Source organism: Chryseobacterium lathyri, from assembly GCF_030812195.1.
Classification (GTDB): Bacteria; Bacteroidota; Bacteroidia; order Flavobacteriales; family Weeksellaceae; genus Chryseobacterium; species Chryseobacterium lathyri_A.
Window position 1 is genome coordinate 300,905 of the sequence record NZ_JAUSSF010000002.1, and the last position, 19,606, is coordinate 320,510.

At 34.8% G+C, this 19,606-nt stretch carries 19 protein-coding genes; all 19 read left to right on the forward strand.

What is annotated here, in order from left to right:
* The first annotated feature begins 37 nt into the window (after window positions 1–37).
* Window positions 38–1,162: an ATP-grasp domain-containing protein gene (locus J2T03_RS11555; protein WP_307211332.1), complete on the forward strand. Its 1,125-nt coding sequence runs from the start codon at window positions 38–40 to the stop codon at window positions 1,160–1,162.
* A gap of 55 nt (window positions 1,163–1,217) precedes the next feature.
* Complete coding sequence (locus tag J2T03_RS11560) at window positions 1,218–1,850, forward strand: acetyltransferase (protein WP_306840500.1); 633 nt, start codon at window positions 1,218–1,220, stop codon at window positions 1,848–1,850.
* A gap of 12 nt (window positions 1,851–1,862) precedes the next feature.
* A complete protein-coding gene (locus J2T03_RS11565; RefSeq protein WP_307211334.1) occupies window positions 1,863–3,002 on the forward strand; it encodes an acyltransferase family protein in 1,140 nt (379 codons plus the stop codon).
* Entirely contained in the window at window positions 2,999–4,150 is a 1,152-nt protein-coding gene (gene rffA, locus J2T03_RS11570; protein ID WP_307211336.1) for a dTDP-4-amino-4,6-dideoxygalactose transaminase, read from the forward strand. Before J2T03_RS11565 ends, rffA begins: the two co-directional genes overlap by 4 nt.
* Window positions 4,151–4,161: 11 nt before the next feature.
* Window positions 4,162–4,776: a DapH/DapD/GlmU-related protein gene (locus J2T03_RS11575; protein ID WP_307211338.1), complete on the forward strand. Its 615-nt coding sequence runs from the start codon at window positions 4,162–4,164 to the stop codon at window positions 4,774–4,776.
* A 3-nt stretch (window positions 4,777–4,779) separates the two neighbouring features.
* Complete coding sequence (locus J2T03_RS11580; RefSeq protein ID WP_307211340.1) at window positions 4,780–5,892, forward strand: glycosyltransferase WbsX family protein; 1,113 nt, start codon at window positions 4,780–4,782, stop codon at window positions 5,890–5,892.
* Between the two features lie 2 nt (window positions 5,893–5,894).
* Entirely contained in the window at window positions 5,895–6,749 is an 855-nt protein-coding gene (locus tag J2T03_RS11585) for a glycosyltransferase family 2 protein (protein WP_307211342.1), read from the forward strand.
* The gene (locus J2T03_RS11590; protein WP_306840506.1) at window positions 6,749–7,612 is read left to right on the forward strand and encodes a glycosyltransferase family 2 protein; all 864 of its coding nucleotides are present in this window, start codon (window positions 6,749–6,751) and stop codon (window positions 7,610–7,612) included. The genes J2T03_RS11585 and J2T03_RS11590 overlap by 1 nt, the downstream gene beginning before the upstream one ends.
* A 15-nt stretch (window positions 7,613–7,627) precedes the next feature.
* Window positions 7,628–8,554: a glycosyltransferase gene (locus tag J2T03_RS11595; protein ID WP_306840507.1), complete on the forward strand. Its 927-nt coding sequence runs from the start codon at window positions 7,628–7,630 to the stop codon at window positions 8,552–8,554.
* 65 nt (window positions 8,555–8,619) lie between these two features.
* The gene (locus tag J2T03_RS11600; protein ID WP_306840508.1) at window positions 8,620–9,285 is read left to right on the forward strand and encodes a hypothetical protein; all 666 of its coding nucleotides are present in this window, start codon (window positions 8,620–8,622) and stop codon (window positions 9,283–9,285) included.
* An 11-nt stretch (window positions 9,286–9,296) separates the two neighbouring features.
* Complete coding sequence (locus J2T03_RS11605; RefSeq protein ID WP_307211343.1) at window positions 9,297–10,247, forward strand: glycosyltransferase family 2 protein; 951 nt, start codon at window positions 9,297–9,299, stop codon at window positions 10,245–10,247.
* A 10-nt stretch (window positions 10,248–10,257) separates the two neighbouring features.
* Window positions 10,258–11,046 carry a hypothetical protein gene (locus J2T03_RS11610; RefSeq protein ID WP_307211345.1) on the forward strand — a complete coding sequence of 263 codons (789 nt, stop codon included), beginning with the start codon at window positions 10,258–10,260 and terminating at the stop codon, window positions 11,044–11,046.
* Window positions 11,047–11,052: 6 nt separating this feature from the next.
* Window positions 11,053–12,015 carry a hypothetical protein gene (locus J2T03_RS11615; protein WP_307211346.1) on the forward strand — a complete coding sequence of 321 codons (963 nt, stop codon included), beginning with the start codon at window positions 11,053–11,055 and terminating at the stop codon, window positions 12,013–12,015.
* Window positions 12,016–12,033: 18 nt separating this feature from the next.
* Complete coding sequence (locus J2T03_RS11620; protein WP_307211348.1) at window positions 12,034–13,155, forward strand: acyltransferase family protein; 1,122 nt, start codon at window positions 12,034–12,036, stop codon at window positions 13,153–13,155.
* Between the two features lie 46 nt (window positions 13,156–13,201).
* Complete coding sequence (locus tag J2T03_RS11625; protein WP_307211350.1) at window positions 13,202–14,353, forward strand: hypothetical protein; 1,152 nt, start codon at window positions 13,202–13,204, stop codon at window positions 14,351–14,353.
* A 166-nt stretch (window positions 14,354–14,519) separates the two neighbouring features.
* Window positions 14,520–16,322 (forward strand): asparagine synthase (glutamine-hydrolyzing), encoded by a 1,803-nt coding sequence (gene asnB, locus J2T03_RS11630; RefSeq protein ID WP_306840513.1) that lies wholly within the window; start codon window positions 14,520–14,522, stop codon window positions 16,320–16,322.
* A gap of 2 nt (window positions 16,323–16,324) precedes the next feature.
* The gene (locus J2T03_RS11635) at window positions 16,325–17,473 is read left to right on the forward strand and encodes a glycosyltransferase family 4 protein (protein WP_307211352.1); all 1,149 of its coding nucleotides are present in this window, start codon (window positions 16,325–16,327) and stop codon (window positions 17,471–17,473) included.
* Between the two features lie 191 nt (window positions 17,474–17,664).
* On the forward strand, window positions 17,665–18,660 hold the full coding sequence (locus tag J2T03_RS11640; protein WP_307211354.1) for an acyltransferase family protein: 996 nt from the start codon (window positions 17,665–17,667) through the stop codon (window positions 18,658–18,660).
* A gap of 9 nt (window positions 18,661–18,669) precedes the next feature.
* Window positions 18,670–19,605, forward strand: coding sequence for a glycosyltransferase family 2 protein (locus tag J2T03_RS11645; protein WP_307211356.1), 936 nt, complete (start codon window positions 18,670–18,672; stop codon window positions 19,603–19,605).
* Window position 19,606: the final 1 nt, after the last annotated feature.

The following is a 19,606-nucleotide window of genomic DNA, read 5'->3' on the forward strand; positions in this document are numbered from 1 at the left end:
AGGAAGATATCCCCTTCAATTTTAAAAATTACAAAAGATGAAAAAAATTGCAATATTAGGAGCCAGCTACTTACAGCTTCCGCTTGTTCAAAAGGCAAAGGAGAACGGGTTGGAGGTCCATTGTTTTGCCTGGGACGATGGCAGAGCAGTTTGTAAAGATATTGCTGATCACTTCTATGATATTTCTGTTTTAGAGAAAGAAATTATTCTTAAAGAATGTGAAAAAATAGGAATACATGGCATTCTTACTATAGCTACAGACATCTGCATTCCTACTATAGCCTACGTAGCCAGCAATTTGGGATTGGCAGGAAACAGCATTGAATGTTCATTGCTGACCACCAATAAATCCTTAATGAGAAAATGCTTCGGGGAAAATCGTATAGAATCTCCTCAATCTATTACAGTTTCTGAATTTAATATAAAAGACTTCGCATCATTTACTTATCCGTTAATCATAAAACCATCCGACAGATCGGGAAGTTTAGGTGTGATAAAAGCTAGCTCTGCAGAAGAATGCAAAAAAGCGGTAGAACATGCAGTACAAGTTTCTTTTTCAAAAACCTGCGTAGTAGAAGAGTTCATCAAAGGGAAAGAAGTAAGTGTAGAAACAATTAGCTACCAAGGTAAGCATCTTATTATTACCATAACAGATAAAGAAATTACAGAAGAACCTTATTTTGTAGAGTTGGCACATCATCAGCCAAGTGCTTTTTCTGAAGAAATTAAAAATAAAATCCATGAGATCAGCTATCATATTCTGGCCGCTACAAAGGTTGAAAATGGAGCATCCCATATAGAACTTATGATTACTGACGAGGGGAAAGTCTATCCTATAGAAATAGGAAGCAGAATGGGAGGTGATTTTATTGGTTCCGATCTTGTCCAGCTCTCTACTGGATTTGATTATTTGCAGGCCGTTCTAGATATAGCGCTAAACCAGTATATTTTACCCGAAAATGTGCAATCCATAGCTTATTCCGGTGTTTACTTTTTATCGGAGGAAACGGAATTTCTTCTTCCTGTTATCAGGGGTGATAAAGAAGAAAGTTATATTGTCAAAAAAGAAATTTTATCCGGCAGTCTTAAACCGGCTCATTCAAGTAACGACAGATCTGGCTATTTAATTTACAGGTCTGATCATAGAATAGTTTTAGAATGAGAAAATTGATATAATTTACTATACGGAGTATCAATATAAAACCTATAAAAACATCATGAAACGAATTGCCATCATAGGATCCGGACATTTAGGGCAGCAAATTGCCCATCATATTCACCATGACTCCAGCGATAAGGTGGTGGCTTTCTTTGATGAATTTCAACCGGTAAATACCATTATTGGCCAAACTCCTGTTATCGGAGGAAACAATGATGTGATTACAAAATATCAGCAAAATGAATTTGATGCAGTTCTAATAGCTATTGGCTATAAACATCTTGAGACAAAAAAAGAAATGTTTCAGAACCTTGATGGGAAAGTTCCGTTTTATACTTTTGTCCATTCTTCCTGTTACAGGGATCCCTCTGCATTTATAGGTCAGGGAGCAGTATTATATCCCGGCTGCGTTATTGACCAGAATGTAAGAATTGAAGATAATGTATTGATGAATATTTCCTGCACCGTTGCACATGATTCCATTATAGGAAAACACTCTTTTTTATCTCCATCTGTTGCCATTGCAGGTTTTGTAAACATACAAGAACAGTGTATTATAGGTATTAATTCCACAATAATAGATAATATTACAATAGCTGCCAAAACACAGATCGGTGGCGGAGGTGTTGTTATCAAAGATATTGATACATCAGGACTCTATGTAGGGAATCCTGTAAAATTTATACGATAAACACATGAATAAATGAATACAAAAAAACACATTTTCTTTGGTGGATTAAATGAATTAAGGGCAATTGCAGCTTTCGCTGTCATTCTACATCACATGGAATTATTCAAATGCCGGGATAAGTTAAGTTCCTTATTTGATTCAAAATATATAGTCTATTTCATCGAACATTTAGGTAAAAACGGTGTCTATCTGTTCTTTGTACTTAGCGGTTTTCTAATCACCTATCTATTATTATCTGAAAAAAATAAAAACAATCACATAAACTTTCAAAAGTTTTATCTGAGAAGAATATTCAGAATATGGCCTTTATACTATATTATTTTTCTTATATCTTTTATTTTAATCCCCTTTTTAGCCAATTCTTTTGCGCTATTTTCGAATACTTTCTCTTATTATAATTTAGTTATTAGCTTATCAGAGTATGACTTAAATACTATATTGCTATATGCTTTATTCCTCCCTAATGTGGCTTTACACGAAGGAAAAGTAATTGTAGGAGCATCCCAGTCCTGGTCTGTAGGAGTAGAAGAGCAGTTTTATATAGTTTGGCCCCTTATCATTTCTTTTTTTACTCGAAAACTTCTAATTATTGTTTTTGGGGCTATCTTGATCACCTTTATGATGATCAATTTTAAGTTTTATAATACTGTATTTAACACAATAATCACGATCATTCCATTTGAATATATGGCGATTGGATCGATGGGAGGCTATTTTTATTCAGAATATTCTGAGATTATAACAAAATATACAAAAAGTAGATTTATCTATATAGCAGTCCTGTTGCTGGTAGGATTCTTAATTACGGTTCCTGTTTTCAAACCGTATATTCAGAATCTTTTTTTAGGATTTGTATTTCTATTGTTGATTCTGGTCAGCATCAATCAATCCAACCCGGCTCCCCTCAGGAATAAATATTTTTCCTTCTTAGGGAATATCTCATATGGCATTTATATGTACCATCCTTTTGTCATGTTTTTATTATTCCCTGTCTTTTATAAAATATTAGCATTTTATAATAATATATTTGTATTCAATTTAGGGATATATATTTGTGTTCCAGTTTTAACAGTTGCTATTAGCCACTTGTCTTTCAGATATGTTGAAAAAAGATTTATAAAAATTAAAGATTCAAAATTTAAAGCACTATGATCCCATTTAATAAACCATTTATAGTAGGAAACGAACTTAAATATATTGAAGAAGCAGTAAAAAGCGGTAAAATTTCCGGAGATGGAATTTTCACAAAAAAATGCCACACCTTTTTTGAAGAAAAATTTGGCTTTCAAAAAGCGCTGCTTACCACCTCATGTACTGATGCACTGGAAATGGCCGCTATTTTATGTGATATCCAGCCCGGAGATGAAGTGATTGTTCCAAGTTATACCTTCGTTTCATCTGCCAATGCTTTCGTTTTGCGGGGTGCCAAAATAGTTTTTGTGGATTCATATCCTGACAACCCCAATATAGACCCGGCAGAAATAGAAAAGCATATTACGGAAAAAACAAAAGTAATCGTCCCTGTACATTATGCAGGTGTTGCCTGTGACATGGAAAAGATTATGGCTCTGGCAAAAAAGCATAACCTGTTTGTAGTAGAAGACGCTGCACAGGCCATCGACAGCTATTACACTTTTTCTGACGGCACCAAAAAGGCATTAGGTTCCATTGGAGATTTCGCTGCCTTCTCGTTTCATGAAACCAAGAATATCATCTGCGGAGAAGGAGGAATGCTGGTGATCAACAATCCTGAGTATAATGTACGTGCTGAAATCATCCGTGAAAAAGGAACTAACAGAAGCGCTTTTTTCAGAGGTGAAGTCAATAAATATGGCTGGGTAGATCTTGGATCATCCTTTCTCCCGTCAGAAATACTTTCTGCATTTTTATATGCGCAGCTTGAAAATCTGGGAACCATCCAGGAAAAAAGGATCAGAATCTGGAAAGAATATTACAACAGCCTGTTAACGTTACAGGAAAAAGGATGTATTACCCTGCCGGACATACCGGCTTTTGCAACCAATAATGCACATATGTTCTATATCATCTGCAGAAACTATGAAGAAAGATCAAACCTCATCCAGTTCTTAAAGACAAAAGAAATTCACCCTGTATTCCATTATTTGAGCCTGAACAAAAGCGATTTCTTTTTAAAAGATAACTCCCCTATTGACATTCCCAACTCAGATCATTTTACAGACTGTCTGCTGAGACTTCCGTTCTATTATGAGCTTGAAGAAGCAGAACAAAAGAATATCAACAGCCTGATTCATGAATATTATTCATTACTGGAAAAGTAAACCTGAAAAATATGAGCTTTATAAAAAAACATATTATTAAATTTTTATTCGGAATTTTACATTCTGAAGCTTATAAAAAATATAAACAGCAACAGAATAACAGTTGGGCAAAAACCAATTTCAAAGTTTTCGGAAAGCAGTCAGCCCTCCCCGAAACATTTTGGATCAAAAACCCCCAATACATAAGCATAGGCGATAACTTCAGCTCATTATTCAATTTGAGGCTTGAGGCCTGGGATAATTTCTACGGAAAATCTTTTCAGCCGGAAATTCATATTGGAAACAATGTGAATTTTAATTCTGATGTTCATATCGGAGCTATTGATAAGATCAGCATTGGTAATAATGTCCTTATGGCCAGCAGAATATATATATCGGATCATAACCATGGAAACATAAGTGCTGAGGATCTGGGCATAGTTCCCGCCGAAAGACCACTTTCTTCCAAAGGTCCGGTAATTATTGAAGATAATGTATGGATCGGAGAAGGAGTTTGTATACTACCCGGAGTCACTATTGGTGAAAACTCAATTATAGGAGCTAACTCTGTTGTAAATAAAAGCTTTCCAAAGAACTCTGTTATTGCAGGAATACCTGCTAAACTGATAAAAACACTAGAAAAATAATTTATGAAACAAATAAAAACGCTTGCATTCTACCTTCCTCAGTACCATCCTATTCCTGAAAATGATGAATGGTGGGGAAAAGGATTTACGGAGTGGACTAATGTAGGAAAGGCGAAACCTTTATTTGAAGGGCATGAACAGCCTATCTGCCCCGCAGACCTGGGATATTATGATCTGCGTGTTCCCGAAGTGAGAGAACAGCAGGCCCAGATGGCACGCGATTATGGAGTGCATGGCTTTATTTATTACCATTACTGGTTCGGAAACGGAGTACAGCTGCTTGAGCGTATTGCTAAAGAAGTGCTGGAATCCGGAAAACCAGACTTCCCGTTCTGTTTCTGCTGGGCCAACGAAACCTGGTCGGGAATCTGGCATGGCTTAAAAGATAAAGTGCTGGCTGAACAAATATATTCTGATGAAGACTTAGAGGCTCATTTTAAATATCTGCTGCCGTTTTTTAAGGATCCCCGATATATTAAAGTAGATAATAAACCGGTACTGATAGTTTATGACCCAATCCACATTCAGGAAAAAGCTCCGGAATATCTTGAGAAATTTACGAGTCTGGCAAAAGAAAACGGTTTTGATGGTCTCTATTTAATTGCCAGTAATAAAACAGAGGACAGCCATGGTTATCAGAAATTAGGATATCAGGCTAAAATATCGAATGCCTTTATGAGAGCATGGCGGCCACATATGAATAAAAAGCCTTATATCTCAGCAAAAGAATATTATACCAATAGAATTAAAGGCATTCTTGGATTTAAAACAACTGATTTTAAAAAACCTGTCGATATTCAAAATGCGCCGGATGTGGTCAACGATCTTCATTTTGATGAAACAGATGTTGATACTTTCCCATGTGTCCTTCCCAATTGGGACAATACCCCCAGAAGTGGTACCCGCGGGATTATTTTAGGAAACAACAGCCCTGAGCTTTTTGAAAAGCAAATTGAAAAAGCATCAGCTTTCCTGAAGGATAAAAACTATCCTGAGAAATTTTTAGTGGTAAAATCCTGGAATGAGTGGGCAGAAGGAAATATTCTTGAACCGGACCGCAAACACGGATTTGGTTATCTGGAAGCCCTTAAAAAAGGATTATCAAAAGGAGAATAAGGATGAGTAAAATAAGTATTTTAATCGCCAACTATAATAACGGACATTTTTTTAAAGAATGTTTTGATAGTTTGGTTGCTCAAACATTTACGGATTGGGAAGCTGTTATTTTAGATGATGCTTCAAAAGATAATTCCCTTGAGCTTATCCGGGATATCGTAAAAAATGACCCGCGTTTTAAAATCCATATCAATGAGGCTAATAGGGGTGTAGGTTACACAAAAAGAAAACTTATTGAGCTGGGCAATTCTGAGATCTGTGGTTTTCTGGATCCTGACGATGCTTTAAGCAGCAATGCACTGGAGATAGTATTCAAAACACATTCAGAAAATCCTGAGGTGGGACTCGTGTATTCCAACTTCACATTTTGCGATGAGCAGCTGAATAAAATCAGAGTTCATAAAGGGACTCAAGTTACCGGTCTGGATGAAAAATATTTTAATTTTCATGCAGAGATCTCTCATTTTGCAACATTTAAAAAATCCATCTACAATAAAACGTCAGGCATTGATATTTACTTAAAAATGGCTGAAGACAAGGACTGGTATATGAAAATGTGTGAGGTAGCTCCGGTAAAATACATAGATGAAGATCTGTACCTGTACAGGGTACATGGTGGTGGAATATCCAACAAAAGTGAAGATCAGGCAGCATACTGGCACTGGGTGGCACTTATAAAAATGGCAGAGCGAAGAAATATTAATATTGAAGATTTGTTTTTGGAAAATTATGTACTAATGAGAAAGCATAGTAACGAAGTTACCCATAACACGAATCTGAAAAAACAAATCAAAAATTCCCGATGGGTAAAATTGGGAAATGCGCTCGGTTTGTGCAAATTTTATAAATATCTGTGATGAATAATACAGCAATCTCCGTAATCGTTCCCTGCTACAATCAGGCCTCCTATCTCGATGAGTGTCTGCAGTCCTTAATGGATCAGACCTTCACAGACTGGGAGTGTATTATTGTGAATGACGGCTCCACTGACAACACAGAAGAAATTGCCAAAAGATGGATAGAAAAAGACAGCCGTTTTCAATATATAAGCAAAGAAAACGGAGGGATTTCCTCTGCCCGGAATGCAGGACTAAAACTGGCTTCAGGAGAATATATACAGTTTCTGGATTCTGATGATACATTACATTGCGAAAAGTTTGCAAAAAGCCTTTCCGACGGAAAAAAATATCCACTGATCATAAGTCAGTTTACAATTTACAAAAACAAAACACACTACCCTGGCTATAATCATATTGAAAAGGATTTTGCAACATTTGAAGGAATTGTATTTGGATGGAATCTTAAATTCACCATACCTATACATTGTGCTTTAATTTCCGGAAAGCTGCTTGAGGGGTTTATGTTTGATCCCAATTTAAGCATTAATGAAGACTGGCTGATGTGGATCTACATCACCAAAAACAATCCTGAAGTACTTCTGATCAATGAACCGCTGGCCCATTACCGCAAGGAAGACAATAAAACAAGTTTATCTTCCGATCCCTATAAAGTACTTCGTCAGAGAACAACGGTTCTTCCTATTCTGAAGAAATTATATGGCGATGACCTGCATGACAGGCTTGCCTACCACATGATTGAAAACTACACCATTCAGCTGTCACAATTGAAAACTGAATTCAATAAAATGAAGGGAGGCAGAGTGATAGCCGGATATCTGGCCTTTAAAAAATATTACTACAATCTTTTTCAGAAAAAATAACTGATCGATCAATCAATGACAGCATCCGTAGCCCTTTGCACCTATAATGGTGAAAAATATATAGCAGAACAGCTGGAAAGTATTCTCAGCCAGATAAGGCCTGTGTCTGAAATTATTGTTTGTGATGATAATTCTACTGATGAAACCTTTAAGATACTTTCTGACTATGCAGCACGTTATCCGGATATCATAAGGATTCACCGGAATACAGAAAATACGGGATATGTTCAGAACTTTGAAAAGGCAATGAGCCTATGCACCGGAGATCTTGTATTTTTATGCGATCAGGATGACCGGTGGAATAAGGATAAAACAGCTATTGTCACCCAAATCTTCGAAAAGCACCCTCATATTGATATCATATCTCATAATATTAAACTTTTTGGAGAAGAGATAAACAGTGCTGAAGAAATTACTTACTGGGATCTGGATTCTATAAATCCGGACCATTTTACACAGCCACAGGACATTGTAAAAAGAATTTTATTTAAAGGAAATATATTCCCCGGAATGAGCACGGCCATCCGGAGTACTTTTCTGAAAGAGAACCTTCCTTTAAAAAAAATTAATTCTACCATTATCCATGATTATGAACTGCTCCTGATTGCGTCCAGTAAAGATTCGGTGTGGATGGAGAAAAGAATTTTGGGAGAATACCGTATACATCCCAAACAAAGTATAGGATACAAAACATTTGCTCATTTTAATACTCCTGAAAAGGAAATTTTATCCCGTGATTCACTCTTTGCCATATTCAAAAGATTCCCGTTTGTAAAGGATGCAATCCAAAAGCTCAACCTTAATGTAGAACTTGAAAAAGATTATAAAACATACTGTATTCAGCAATATAAAAATTATATCAAAAGCATTCCCCTTTTGAAAAGCTGGATCACCAGATTAAAAATGAAATACTATTTTCATATATTTGATTACCTTAAATAAGTTGTTGGTAATTCTTATACATGAAAATCTTTCCACTTAACACAATTTGAAAAAAAAGATAACGTATGATTATAGGCAACGGACTTATTGCTAACTCATTAAGAAATATCGATTCAGAGGATAACCTGTTCTTTGCTTCCGGTGTTTCAAATTCCCTCGAAACCAAAAATTCTGAATTTGAAAGAGAATTCAGCCTTCTGAAAAATACCTTAGAAAAATATGACAGTAAATTTATATATTTTTCAACAGTAAGCGTAAATGACCAGTCGAAACAAGACAGTCTTTATATTTTGCATAAGCTTAAAATGGAAAACTATATTAAAGATAATTCCAAAAATCATCTTATTCTCCGGGTGGGAAACATTGTGGGAAAAGGAGGAAATCCAAATACATTGTTTAACTATTTAAGAACCCAGATTATCAATGATCATAAATTCAACGTTCATAGCCACGCCAGAAGACTATTGATTGATATGGATGATATTCATAGATTTTTAGCGGAAATCTGCCCTTCTTTAAAAAACAAAACCATCAATTATGCTTTCCCTTATTATTATAATTTACAGGAAATCATAGAAGCAATTGAAAAAAAAGTAAACAAAAAAGCCATTTACGATAAAGTAAACGAAGGAGACTTTTATCAGGTTTCATTTGAGGACAGCGTTAATCGTTTTTTCTCCGACATCAACCCTGATGATTATATAAAATCTTTGGTCGAAAAGTATATATAAAGCTACAAAAGATGAAGATCTATTTTATTATTGTCACATACAATGCCATGAAATGGGCAGAAAGATGTTTTACAAGCTTACGGAATTCCCACATTCCTGTAAAGTCAATAGTTATTGATAATGGCTCTACCGACGGAACCCAGGAGTATGTTAAAACCCAATTTCCTGAGGTAGACTTTATACAGTCTGCCGAAAATTCCGGTTTTGGAAAAGCCAATAACCAGGGAATAGAGAAAGCTTATAAAGAAGGTGCTGATTTTGTATACCTTATGAACCAGGATGCCTGGATTTTCCCTGACAGTGTAGAGCAATTATTAGAAGTTTATAAAAATTATCCGAACCAGGAGCAAATTGGTATTTTAAGTCCTATGCACATGGATGGAAGCGGGAAAAGATTTGATCTTCACTTTGAGAACTATATTGCTCAGGATTGTAAGAATAACAGACTTCTTTCTGATGTTTTTCTTGGAGAAGTAAAACCTTTTTATGAAATAAAGTTCGTGAACGCTGCCCATTGGTTCATTCCCAGAAATGTTCTTGAAAAAGTAGGCGGTTTTAATCCTTATTTCTTTCATGGTGCTGAAGATTATGATTATATCAACAGAGTTACCTATTTTGGGTTAAAAGTCATCGTTTGTCCGAAAAGTAAAGTCGTGCACGATGCCAAAGTACAGTCTTTCCAGGAAGAGGAAAAGAAAGACCCTGCAGAAGTATTGGCCAGAAAAAGGCTTTCTATGCAGATGCAGAGAGAAACAAGATATATGAATCCCAATTTCGATTACAATATCAGCCGGGAGAAAAAAGCTTTTATCACATCTCTTATGAAACATGGTATCCAGAGAAATACCAGCGAATACAAATTTTATTTGGGACAGTATAAATTCTTTTCAAAAAGGTTCGATGAAATTGAAGCCTACCGGAAATTATCTATGAGTGGTAATCACCCCTATTTAAATATTTAAGACATTTAAAATGGAAAAATTACCTGTAAGCATCTGCATTCTCTCCTGGAAAAGCGCCGCAAATCTCAAAAACACATTAAGATCATACAAAAAATATGGCCTTTTGGATATGGTTGATGATATCACGATTTTATTCCAGGAAGTAAGTAATGATGACAAAAAAATAGCAGAAAAATATAACATTAAATATATAGGTTTAAAAGAAAATGTAGGAATCGGAAAAGGCATGAAAATGCTTGCTGAAAATGCATCTACCCAAAACATCCTTTTCCTGGAACATGACTGGGAACTGATTGAAGATAAAAACACCTTGTTTTCTCAGCTTAAAGGAGGCCTGGACCTGCTGAATAGCGGATTTGATGTGGTACGCTACCGAAGCAGAAAAAATCCCGGTTACCCTCTGATATCCATCAGAAATAAAGGCAAAGAACTGGATTATTATGATGACTGGCACGAATGTACGTCCCCTCACCTGCTGGAATCTCTTCACTGGCTGGATCCTGCAGCAGAATTTCCCGATAAAATACAGAAACAGGGAAACTTTTTTGTAACCACATCGCGGTGGGCTAACTGGACGAACAATCCTTATCTGGTTAAAAAGAGTTTCCTGCTTGAAAAAATTCTTCCTTTCTCAGGAGAATCCGTTTCCCTTGAAAGAAATATTGCTTCCTGGTGGGTAAAACAGGATTTTAAGATAGCACAGGGTGAAGGTCTTTTCACCCATAAGGATCTTGTTAAATATCCAAAGAAAAGCCTGCTCCGAAAAATACTTAGTAAATTGAAAAATAAATTAAAATAAAGACGAATGAAAATCCTTTTCCATGAGAATGAACTTAATTACAGAGGGACTTCCATCGCATTATATGATTATGCCGATTTCAATGAAAGATATCTGGGAAACGAATCTATCATCGTATACAATAAAACACTGCCTACCAACCATCCGCTTGGAATTGGAAAATTTGAAAAGAGGTTTCAGGTATTTGACTATTCAGATTTCAAAGAGGTAGATACCATTATAAAAAACAACAATATTGATTTGTTTTACGCCATTAAAAATGGTTTCTATGACAATATAGAGACAAAGGAATGTAAAACAGTAGTCCACAGCGTTTTTAAGTATTTTGAGCCTCACGGGGACATCTATGCCTATGTATCAGAGTGGCTTAGCGAAGAAATGACCCAGGGTAAATCCCCATTTGTTCCTCATATGGTTAATTTTGAAAACGAAACTCATGAAGATCTGAGAACTGAACTGAGTATTCCTAAAAATGCCAGAGTATTCGGGTACTATGGAGGCGGGCAAAGCTTTAATATTGATTTTGTTCAGAAAATTGTGGAAAAGATCGCATCTAAGTACAGGGACATTTATTTTATCTTCATGGGAGTTGATACTTTCGTGAAAAAAAAATGGTGGAAATCTGTCCCGTCGAATATTAAATTTTTACCTCCAAGCTCAGATGTTCTGATGAAGCTAAAATTCATCAACACATGTAACGCATTACTTCACGGCCGTGAAAGAGGTGAAACATTCGGAATTACAGTTGCAGAATTTGCCCTCAAAGGAAAACCTGTCATTACTTTTGCAGATTCTCCTGAAAGAGCACATATCAATCATTTGAGAGATCAGGCATATTATTATAAAAACACAAAGGAACTTAAAGATATTCTTTTAGATTCAGATTTAAGTTTATCTGCTAAAGAATTATATGAGAAATTCTTACCCAATCCTGTAATGGACAAGTTTAAGCAGGTTTTTATTGATTAAAAAGAAACATAAATAAAAATGAAAAAAATTTTAAAACTGGACTTTAATGATAATCGAATATTTGGCCTTGATCTTCTGAGGATGTTTGCCATTATGTTTGTTGTATTTAGCCACAGTGCTTCTATTCTGCCCTCCAAAATATATTACTTTCTTGATCTTTTTTATTTTGATGGGGTATGCATTTTTTTTGTTTTAAGTGGTTTTTTAATTGGTAATATTATTATCAGGTCTGTTGAAAAAAATGGGTTTAGCAGAGCTGAACTTTTTACATTCTGGATTAGAAGATGGTTTCGTACTCTACCCAACTATTATCTTTTTTTAATAATTCTGGGTATTTTATATAAAATCTTTGTTAATGGATTTCCTTTACGGGCTATAGTTCCTTTTTTGTTCTTTTCTCAAAATCTTGTAAAAGCAAACGATACTTTCTTTGGAGAATCGTGGAGCCTAAGTGTAGAAGAATGGTTTTATCTCACCATCCCATTAATTCTTTTTTTATTTGTAAACTCTTTTAAAATTAAATTTAAGAAAGCCTTACTTATTGTTTCTATTTTTTTATTATTGTTCTCCACTGTACTAAGATATTATATGTATACCAACGATGATTTATCTTTAATGGGGGATTATCGCCGCGTGGTAGTTATGAGAATAGATAATCTTATGTATGGAGTAATTGGAGCTTATATAAGCTATTATTATAAAACACTGTGGAGTAAAGTAAAATATGTTTCCCTCGCTATAGGTATCATTTTACTGCTGATCTGGAAATATTATTCGTCTATATATACTTCAATTCAAACTTTTTATTATGTGAATATTTTTTATCCTCTTTTTTGCATTGCTATTTTATGTTTATTACCTGTATTAAGCCAATACAAGCTGAAAAAATATAATGTTGTAGCAACCGCTATTACTTATATAAGTCTCATTTCTTATTCATTATACTTAATTCATTATTCTTTAGTAAAAAAACTGCTAATCGATAATATATTTTATTCAACGTTCGAAGGTGAAGATATACCCGCAATTGTATTAAAAAATATATTTTATTGGTCGGTATCAATTATTGGGGCTTTGCTTATTTATAAATATTTTGAGATACCAACAATGAAACTTAGAGATAAGGTTAAGTTTCAATAATTATATGTTTACTGATAAGGTATACTAAGTTGGAAAAGATCACAATATGAAATCAAAAATCATTAATTACATTACTAGTATTATATTTCTTATATATTATTTCATTAGTATACAGAATACCTATCTTCAGATTGTAACGTATAAAAACGGCTGGTATCTGGGCGAATGGATCATTAATTACCAGGACGGCGGCTTTAAAAGAAGAGGCCTGTTCGGTGCTTTATTTATATTTTTAAATGAGATCACTCATATTAACATAGAATATCTGGTCTTCTCATTTGTATTTTTAATCTACACCATATTTTTCTCTTTACTGATCAAACTGTTTTGGAAAACTAAAAATAGTTTGATCACAATAGCAGTCCTGCTCCTTCCTTCGGCATTGGGTATGCTTTTAAAAGATCCTACCATTGCGGCGAAGAAAGATATCTTTTTCATGCTGTTGTATCTTATATACTTCATGGCACTGAAATCAAAAATCATTGTTAATGATCTTGTAATCGCTTTTTTCATTATAATTTCTATCTTAAATCATGAAGCTTCTTTCTTTTATTTGCCATTTGTAGCATTCACTTATTTTATCAAAAATGAGGGTTCTGCGATTAGTAAAATTAAGAAAATTTTCATTTTTCAGATACTTCCTGCTGTCATCACTATGGCTGTTCTTTACAAGTTCGGAATGGATATAAGAACGGATAACTCCGTTTTATTTTTAAAAGAACATGGTCTTCAGCTCGGACAGTTGGGAATCTACGAGTATGATCCCAATTTTGATGTTCTGAATTTTTACAATGAACATATTTATGGCTACCAGACCTACACCATTAGTATGTTCATCAGCATACTCACTTTTGGAATATATTATAAATTTAATGAGCTTAAAATTAATTTTGCATTCATTATAGTACAGATTCTTTTTTTAATACCTTTATTTTATATAGCATACGATTGGGGAAGATGGATCAATATTCTTTTCACTTTATTAACAATATATATTGCCGGTGAAAAAACAATGGCAGGCAATACCAAAAAAGATATAACAGCTCTTATATTAATTGCATTTAATGCTCTATGGAGTATGATGGTCCTGCATCAAGGGTTCGTAACTTTCCCTGCTCTTGACTCCTTTATAAAACGAGCATTTTATTTTATCTTTTATAAAATTCAGAAAATACTTTTTATAGCTTTAAAAATTTAATAATTAAAAACATAAGCAATAAATCAAGTTTTTCTTTAACCCGATGAATATGGATAGAATTAATGGAATTGTTTTGAAGCAAATTTCCAAAATAAGAAGTAATTTTCTAAATCTGTTGTAAATTTGCCTATCCGAAAATAAAATTAATGATGAAAAATAATATATTATGTGCGGAATAGCCGGAATTATAACCAATAACGCCCGAAATTACCAGAATGAAATTCAAGGTATGACGGATGCCATCGCATACCGCGGTCCGGATTCTTCGCACCATGAATTTTATGACAATGCGGCTTTAGGCCATCGCAGACTCTCTATTATAGACTTGTCCGAAAACGGAAAACAGCCTATGTTTTCCAGTACAAACAAGGAATGCATTGTCCTGAACGGGGAAATTTACGGTTACTCTGAAATAAAAGATCAGTATTCCGATTACCCTTACCGTGGCAGCTCGGATACAGAAGTAATCCTTGCCATGTATCAGAAAAAAGGGAAAAGCCTGATTCATGACCTTCCCGGTATGTTCGCATTCGCAATCTGGGATGAAGAAAAGCAGGAGCTGTTCTGCGCTCGTGACCGTTTCGGGGAAAAACCTTTTTATTATACCATTGGGAAAAACGGTGAATTTATCTTTGCTTCTGAAATTAAAGCTATTCTGGCATCAGGATTAATAAAGCCTGAAATTGACCAGGCACAGATCGCCTACTATTTGAAAAACGGATACATTCACCCTCACAAAACGATTTATAAAAACATTTTCAATCTTAAGCCTGCCCATACTTTAGTATTTAAAAATGGAAAAGCAGAGACCAAGCCTTACTGGACCATTCCTGCTGAAACATCAACGCTGAGTATGGATGAAAGCATTGAAAAATTTAAGCACCTTTTGGATACCGCTATAAAGAAACAATTAGTAGCCGATGTTCCCGTAGGCTCTTTTCTTTCAGGCGGTCTGGATTCCAGTACCATTGTTGCCGTTGCTTCAAAGTATAAAGAGAATATAAAAACACTGGTTTACGGCTATGAAAGCGGTGACCTGAACGAAATGCCTTATGCACAGGCCATTGCGGACAAATACAAAACAGATCATCATATTCTTTTAGATAAGAAACAGAAGATTTCAGAAACACTGCAGGAAGTATATTCATACATGGATGAACCGCTGATGGATTCCTCCCTGCTTCCTACTCATCTTATTTTTAAAGAAGCTTCCAAAGATCTGAAAGTAATCCTTTCAGGGGATGTAGGCGATGAGCTGTTTGGAGGCTACACTTTTTACAAATACAACATAGACCTTTCCCAAAAAGGCTTTTATCCGGAATATCTTTCAAAGATGATCCTTTTGGCCGGTAAATTCAGGGATGTTGGTTCCGAAAGACGTGTCAGAGCAGAGTATAAGGATACCATAGACTATCATCAGAATAAGGTCCGGAATTATTTCTCCGTTGCTGAAATCAGAAAGCTGGGGATTACCGATGAAATTCCGGGACAGGATTTCAGCTTTAAGCCGACAAATGAGGATTATAACGATCTCATGCGTATCGACCTGGAAAAATATGTTCCCGGCAATATGCTTCTTAAAGGGGACAGAACTTCCATGTATAATTCGGTAGAAGTAAGAATCCCTTTCCTGGATATTGATTTTGCTGAATTCTGTATTCAGATGCCCTGGCAGTATAAGGTAAATTCAACAGAAGATAAAATTATACTGAGAAAAGCCTACTCACAGGCATGGACAGAAGAAATTGCAGTCCGTAAAAAGAACGGCTTCGGAGCTTCTGTAACTGAATGGTTCAAAGAACCGGACCTTCAGAATTTAAGTAAAGAACTGCTTGAAAATAAAGACAGCTATATATTTAAGTTTTTGGATTTTAATGAAGTACAGAAAAAGCTTAACAGGCATCACCAGCATTGGAGCCTGCTGATCCTTGCACTTTGGTTTCAGAACAATAAAAATCATTTACAGTAACCATGAGAATAGGACTGGCGGAAAATGGCTATCCCATTAAAAGAAATATTCTGAATAAAGTTCCGGAGTGTGAATATGTTTTTTTAAGAAAGAACAATAATCTTTTTCATTCACTGGCTACTGTAAAAAAAATCCTGTTCAGAAAGAAAACAGACATTGAGGGAAAGTATTTCTTTTATCAGAGACCTAAGATTGATATCCTTCATCTTTATAATGATATCAATTATTCTTCCCAGAAATGGGTTGCCTCTTTTGAGACCCTTGTTCCCAGGTTTCCTGAAACCAAAAATGACCATCAGAAAACGGAACCTCAACATATCCGTAATAAAAAAACAGAAAATGCATTCAGGGAAATTGGCAAAAAAAATTGTCTGGGAATTATTTCAATTTCGCAGGCCTCTGCCAATATCCAGCTTGAACTTTTAAAAAATTATCCTGAATTTCAGGAAAGCATACAGCCCAAACTTTCAGTTATCCACCCATCCCAGGAAATTATTCCAAGAGATGCCCAAGAGATTTACAAAAACACGGGAATTTTCAACCTTATTTTTGTCGGAACACAATTTCACCTGAAAGGAGGTGCTGAAATGATAGAGGTTCTAAAAAAATTAAGGCAGAAGTACAATTTCAAACTTAACATTGTTTCTTCTTTTAAAACAGATAATTACGTAACCAGGGTTACTGAAAAAGAAGTGCAGGAAACCAGAGAAATGCTGAAAAAGGAAGAATGGATTGAGATTTTTGAAAATATTCCCAATGAAAAAGTCATAGAGCTGATCAAACAATCCCACATCGGCCTGCTGCCTACCTGGTCGGATACTTATGGATTTTCAGTGTTGGAAATGCAGGCAGCAGGTGTTCCTGTAATTACTACAGATATCCGTGCCTTGCCAGAGATTAATAATGAAAGCTGTGGCTGGCTTATCCATCTTCCCCAGAACCGCTTAAAGCAGGCTCTCTATTTTACGGCTGAGCAACGGGAAGATCTTAAAAAGACACTCAAAGTACAGCTGGAAAATATTCTGGAAGATATTTTTACAAATCCTGAGCAGCTACCGGAAAAGTCCAAAAAATCTTTGGAAAGGATCAGAAAAGACCACGATCCGGTTATGGTTAGTGAAAAATTAAAAGCAATATACAGTAAAGCATGAATATCTCTGTAATTATACCGGTTTACAATGCATCCGGATTTCTGGGAAAAGCTGTAGATTCTGCTTTGCAGTTTGGTGAAGAAAGAATCTTTTGAACTTATTTCAAAATATAAAATATTACATTCTGGTTTTCAATACATTAAAACACAAAACTTACTTAAAATAAGATATAAATTTACATATACACACTGATGAAACTCAATAATCTACAAATCATAAGAGGTATTTCGGCATTACTCGTCTGCTGTTTCCATTTTCGTGGATGCATCAATTTCGAAAATATACAGCTAGGTGACATTTTATTCGGCAAAGGAAATATTGGTGTTCCTGTTTTCTTTGTAATCAGCGGGTTTATCATGACTTTTACAACCCGGAAATTAGATTTAAGCACTAATATTTCAAAGGAGATAACCCTATTTTATAAGAGAAGAATAATAAGAATAGTTCCACTTTATTATTTGCTGACCTTTATATGGATGGCCATTGGCGGAAGCTTTCTTTTATATTTCGATCCCGGCACAGTTTCAAGGCTTATTTATTCTGTTTTGTTTCTTCCTCAAAACAATACTTTTCCGGTGCTGTATGTTGGCTGGTCTCTTAATTTTGAAATGTTTTTTTATCTTGTATTTGGTGTTTCCCTGTTATTTAAAAAGAAAAGATATTACTTCATTATTGCATTTTTTATCTTTACTTATGTATTAGGGCTTTTATTTACCTTCAAAAACGCCTATTTACTTATGGTTACCAATTTTTCAAATTTGTTTTTTGTTTTAGGGATCATATTCGCCCTTTTACTGGATAGGGTATCAATTCCTAAAAACAAAGCAATTTTGATCTCCGTTATTGGTATTGTATCTTTTGTAGTATATCTTTTTACTCCTGCCATTAATAATCACTTCCTGAAATTACTGGTTGTAGCATTATTTGTACTTTCTTTCCTACTGTTTGATTATACTTTACGTTTAAAAGGAAACCGGTTTTTAGTATTTCTGGGAGATATATCTTATTCTTTATATCTTGTTCATCCTTTCGTAGAACTTTATTTTAGAAAATTTAAAGTAGATGGTTATTTTAATATACCTTATTTTATATTCAAAATCATCATTGCTATTGTTGTTGCTGCATTTTTCTATTATTTGGTAGAGAAAAAGATAACTAAATATTTAAAGTTAAAATTAAACGCATAGTCTGATCCAATGAAAATCTCTGTCATAGTTCCCGTTTATAATGCTGAAAAATACATTACACAGGCTGTAATGTCAGCTCTGCAGTTTGAAGAAGTATATGAAATTATTTTAATTGAAGATAGGTCACCAGATAACGCTTTACAGATTTGCCAGGAATTAGCAGATAAATATGATAAGGTAAAATTATATCAGCATCCCGACAAAGGAAATCACGGAGCCGGAGCTTCCAGAAATTTAGGGTTAGAAAAAGCAACCGGGGATTTTATAGCATTTTTAGATGCTGATGATCATTATCTTCCCAATCGTTTTGATGCAGAGAAAGAGATTTTTAAAGATGTAAAAATTGAAGGTGTTTTTGGAGCTATTGGCGTAGAATACTTAACTGAAAAGGGCAGAAAGGAATTTCAGGATAAGTTTAAGAACATCTCTTTAACCACGGTTAATTTCCCTGCTGAAGGCGAAGAAGTCCTGAAAGGCGTACTGGGCTTAACATCCAGGGTTTTTGGAACATTCTTTCACCTGAATGCACTTACCCTGAGAAAATCTTCTCTGGTAAAGAATAATCTTCGCTTCAACGAAAATCTTCGTGTACATCAGGATTCCGATTTTATTACCAAGCTGGCTTATCATTTCTATCTAAAATCAGGCATTATAGATAAAGCTGTTGCAGTAAGAGGGGTTCATGACGACAACAGAATTACCAAGATCATAAGATATTCTCCCCAGTATAATCAAAGGCAATACCTTTTATGGAAATCTTTATATGAATGGGCAGATGCCAATCCGTTGCCGTCAGACTGTAAGAAAAAAATCTATCTGACCTACAAATCTTTTGATTTATCTTTAAAGACAGGATTAAATAAATATTTTTGTACCTTTTTAGAGGTCATTAAAAATCCTCACATATTAAAAACACAATACCGTTTTACGTATCTCAACCGATAAG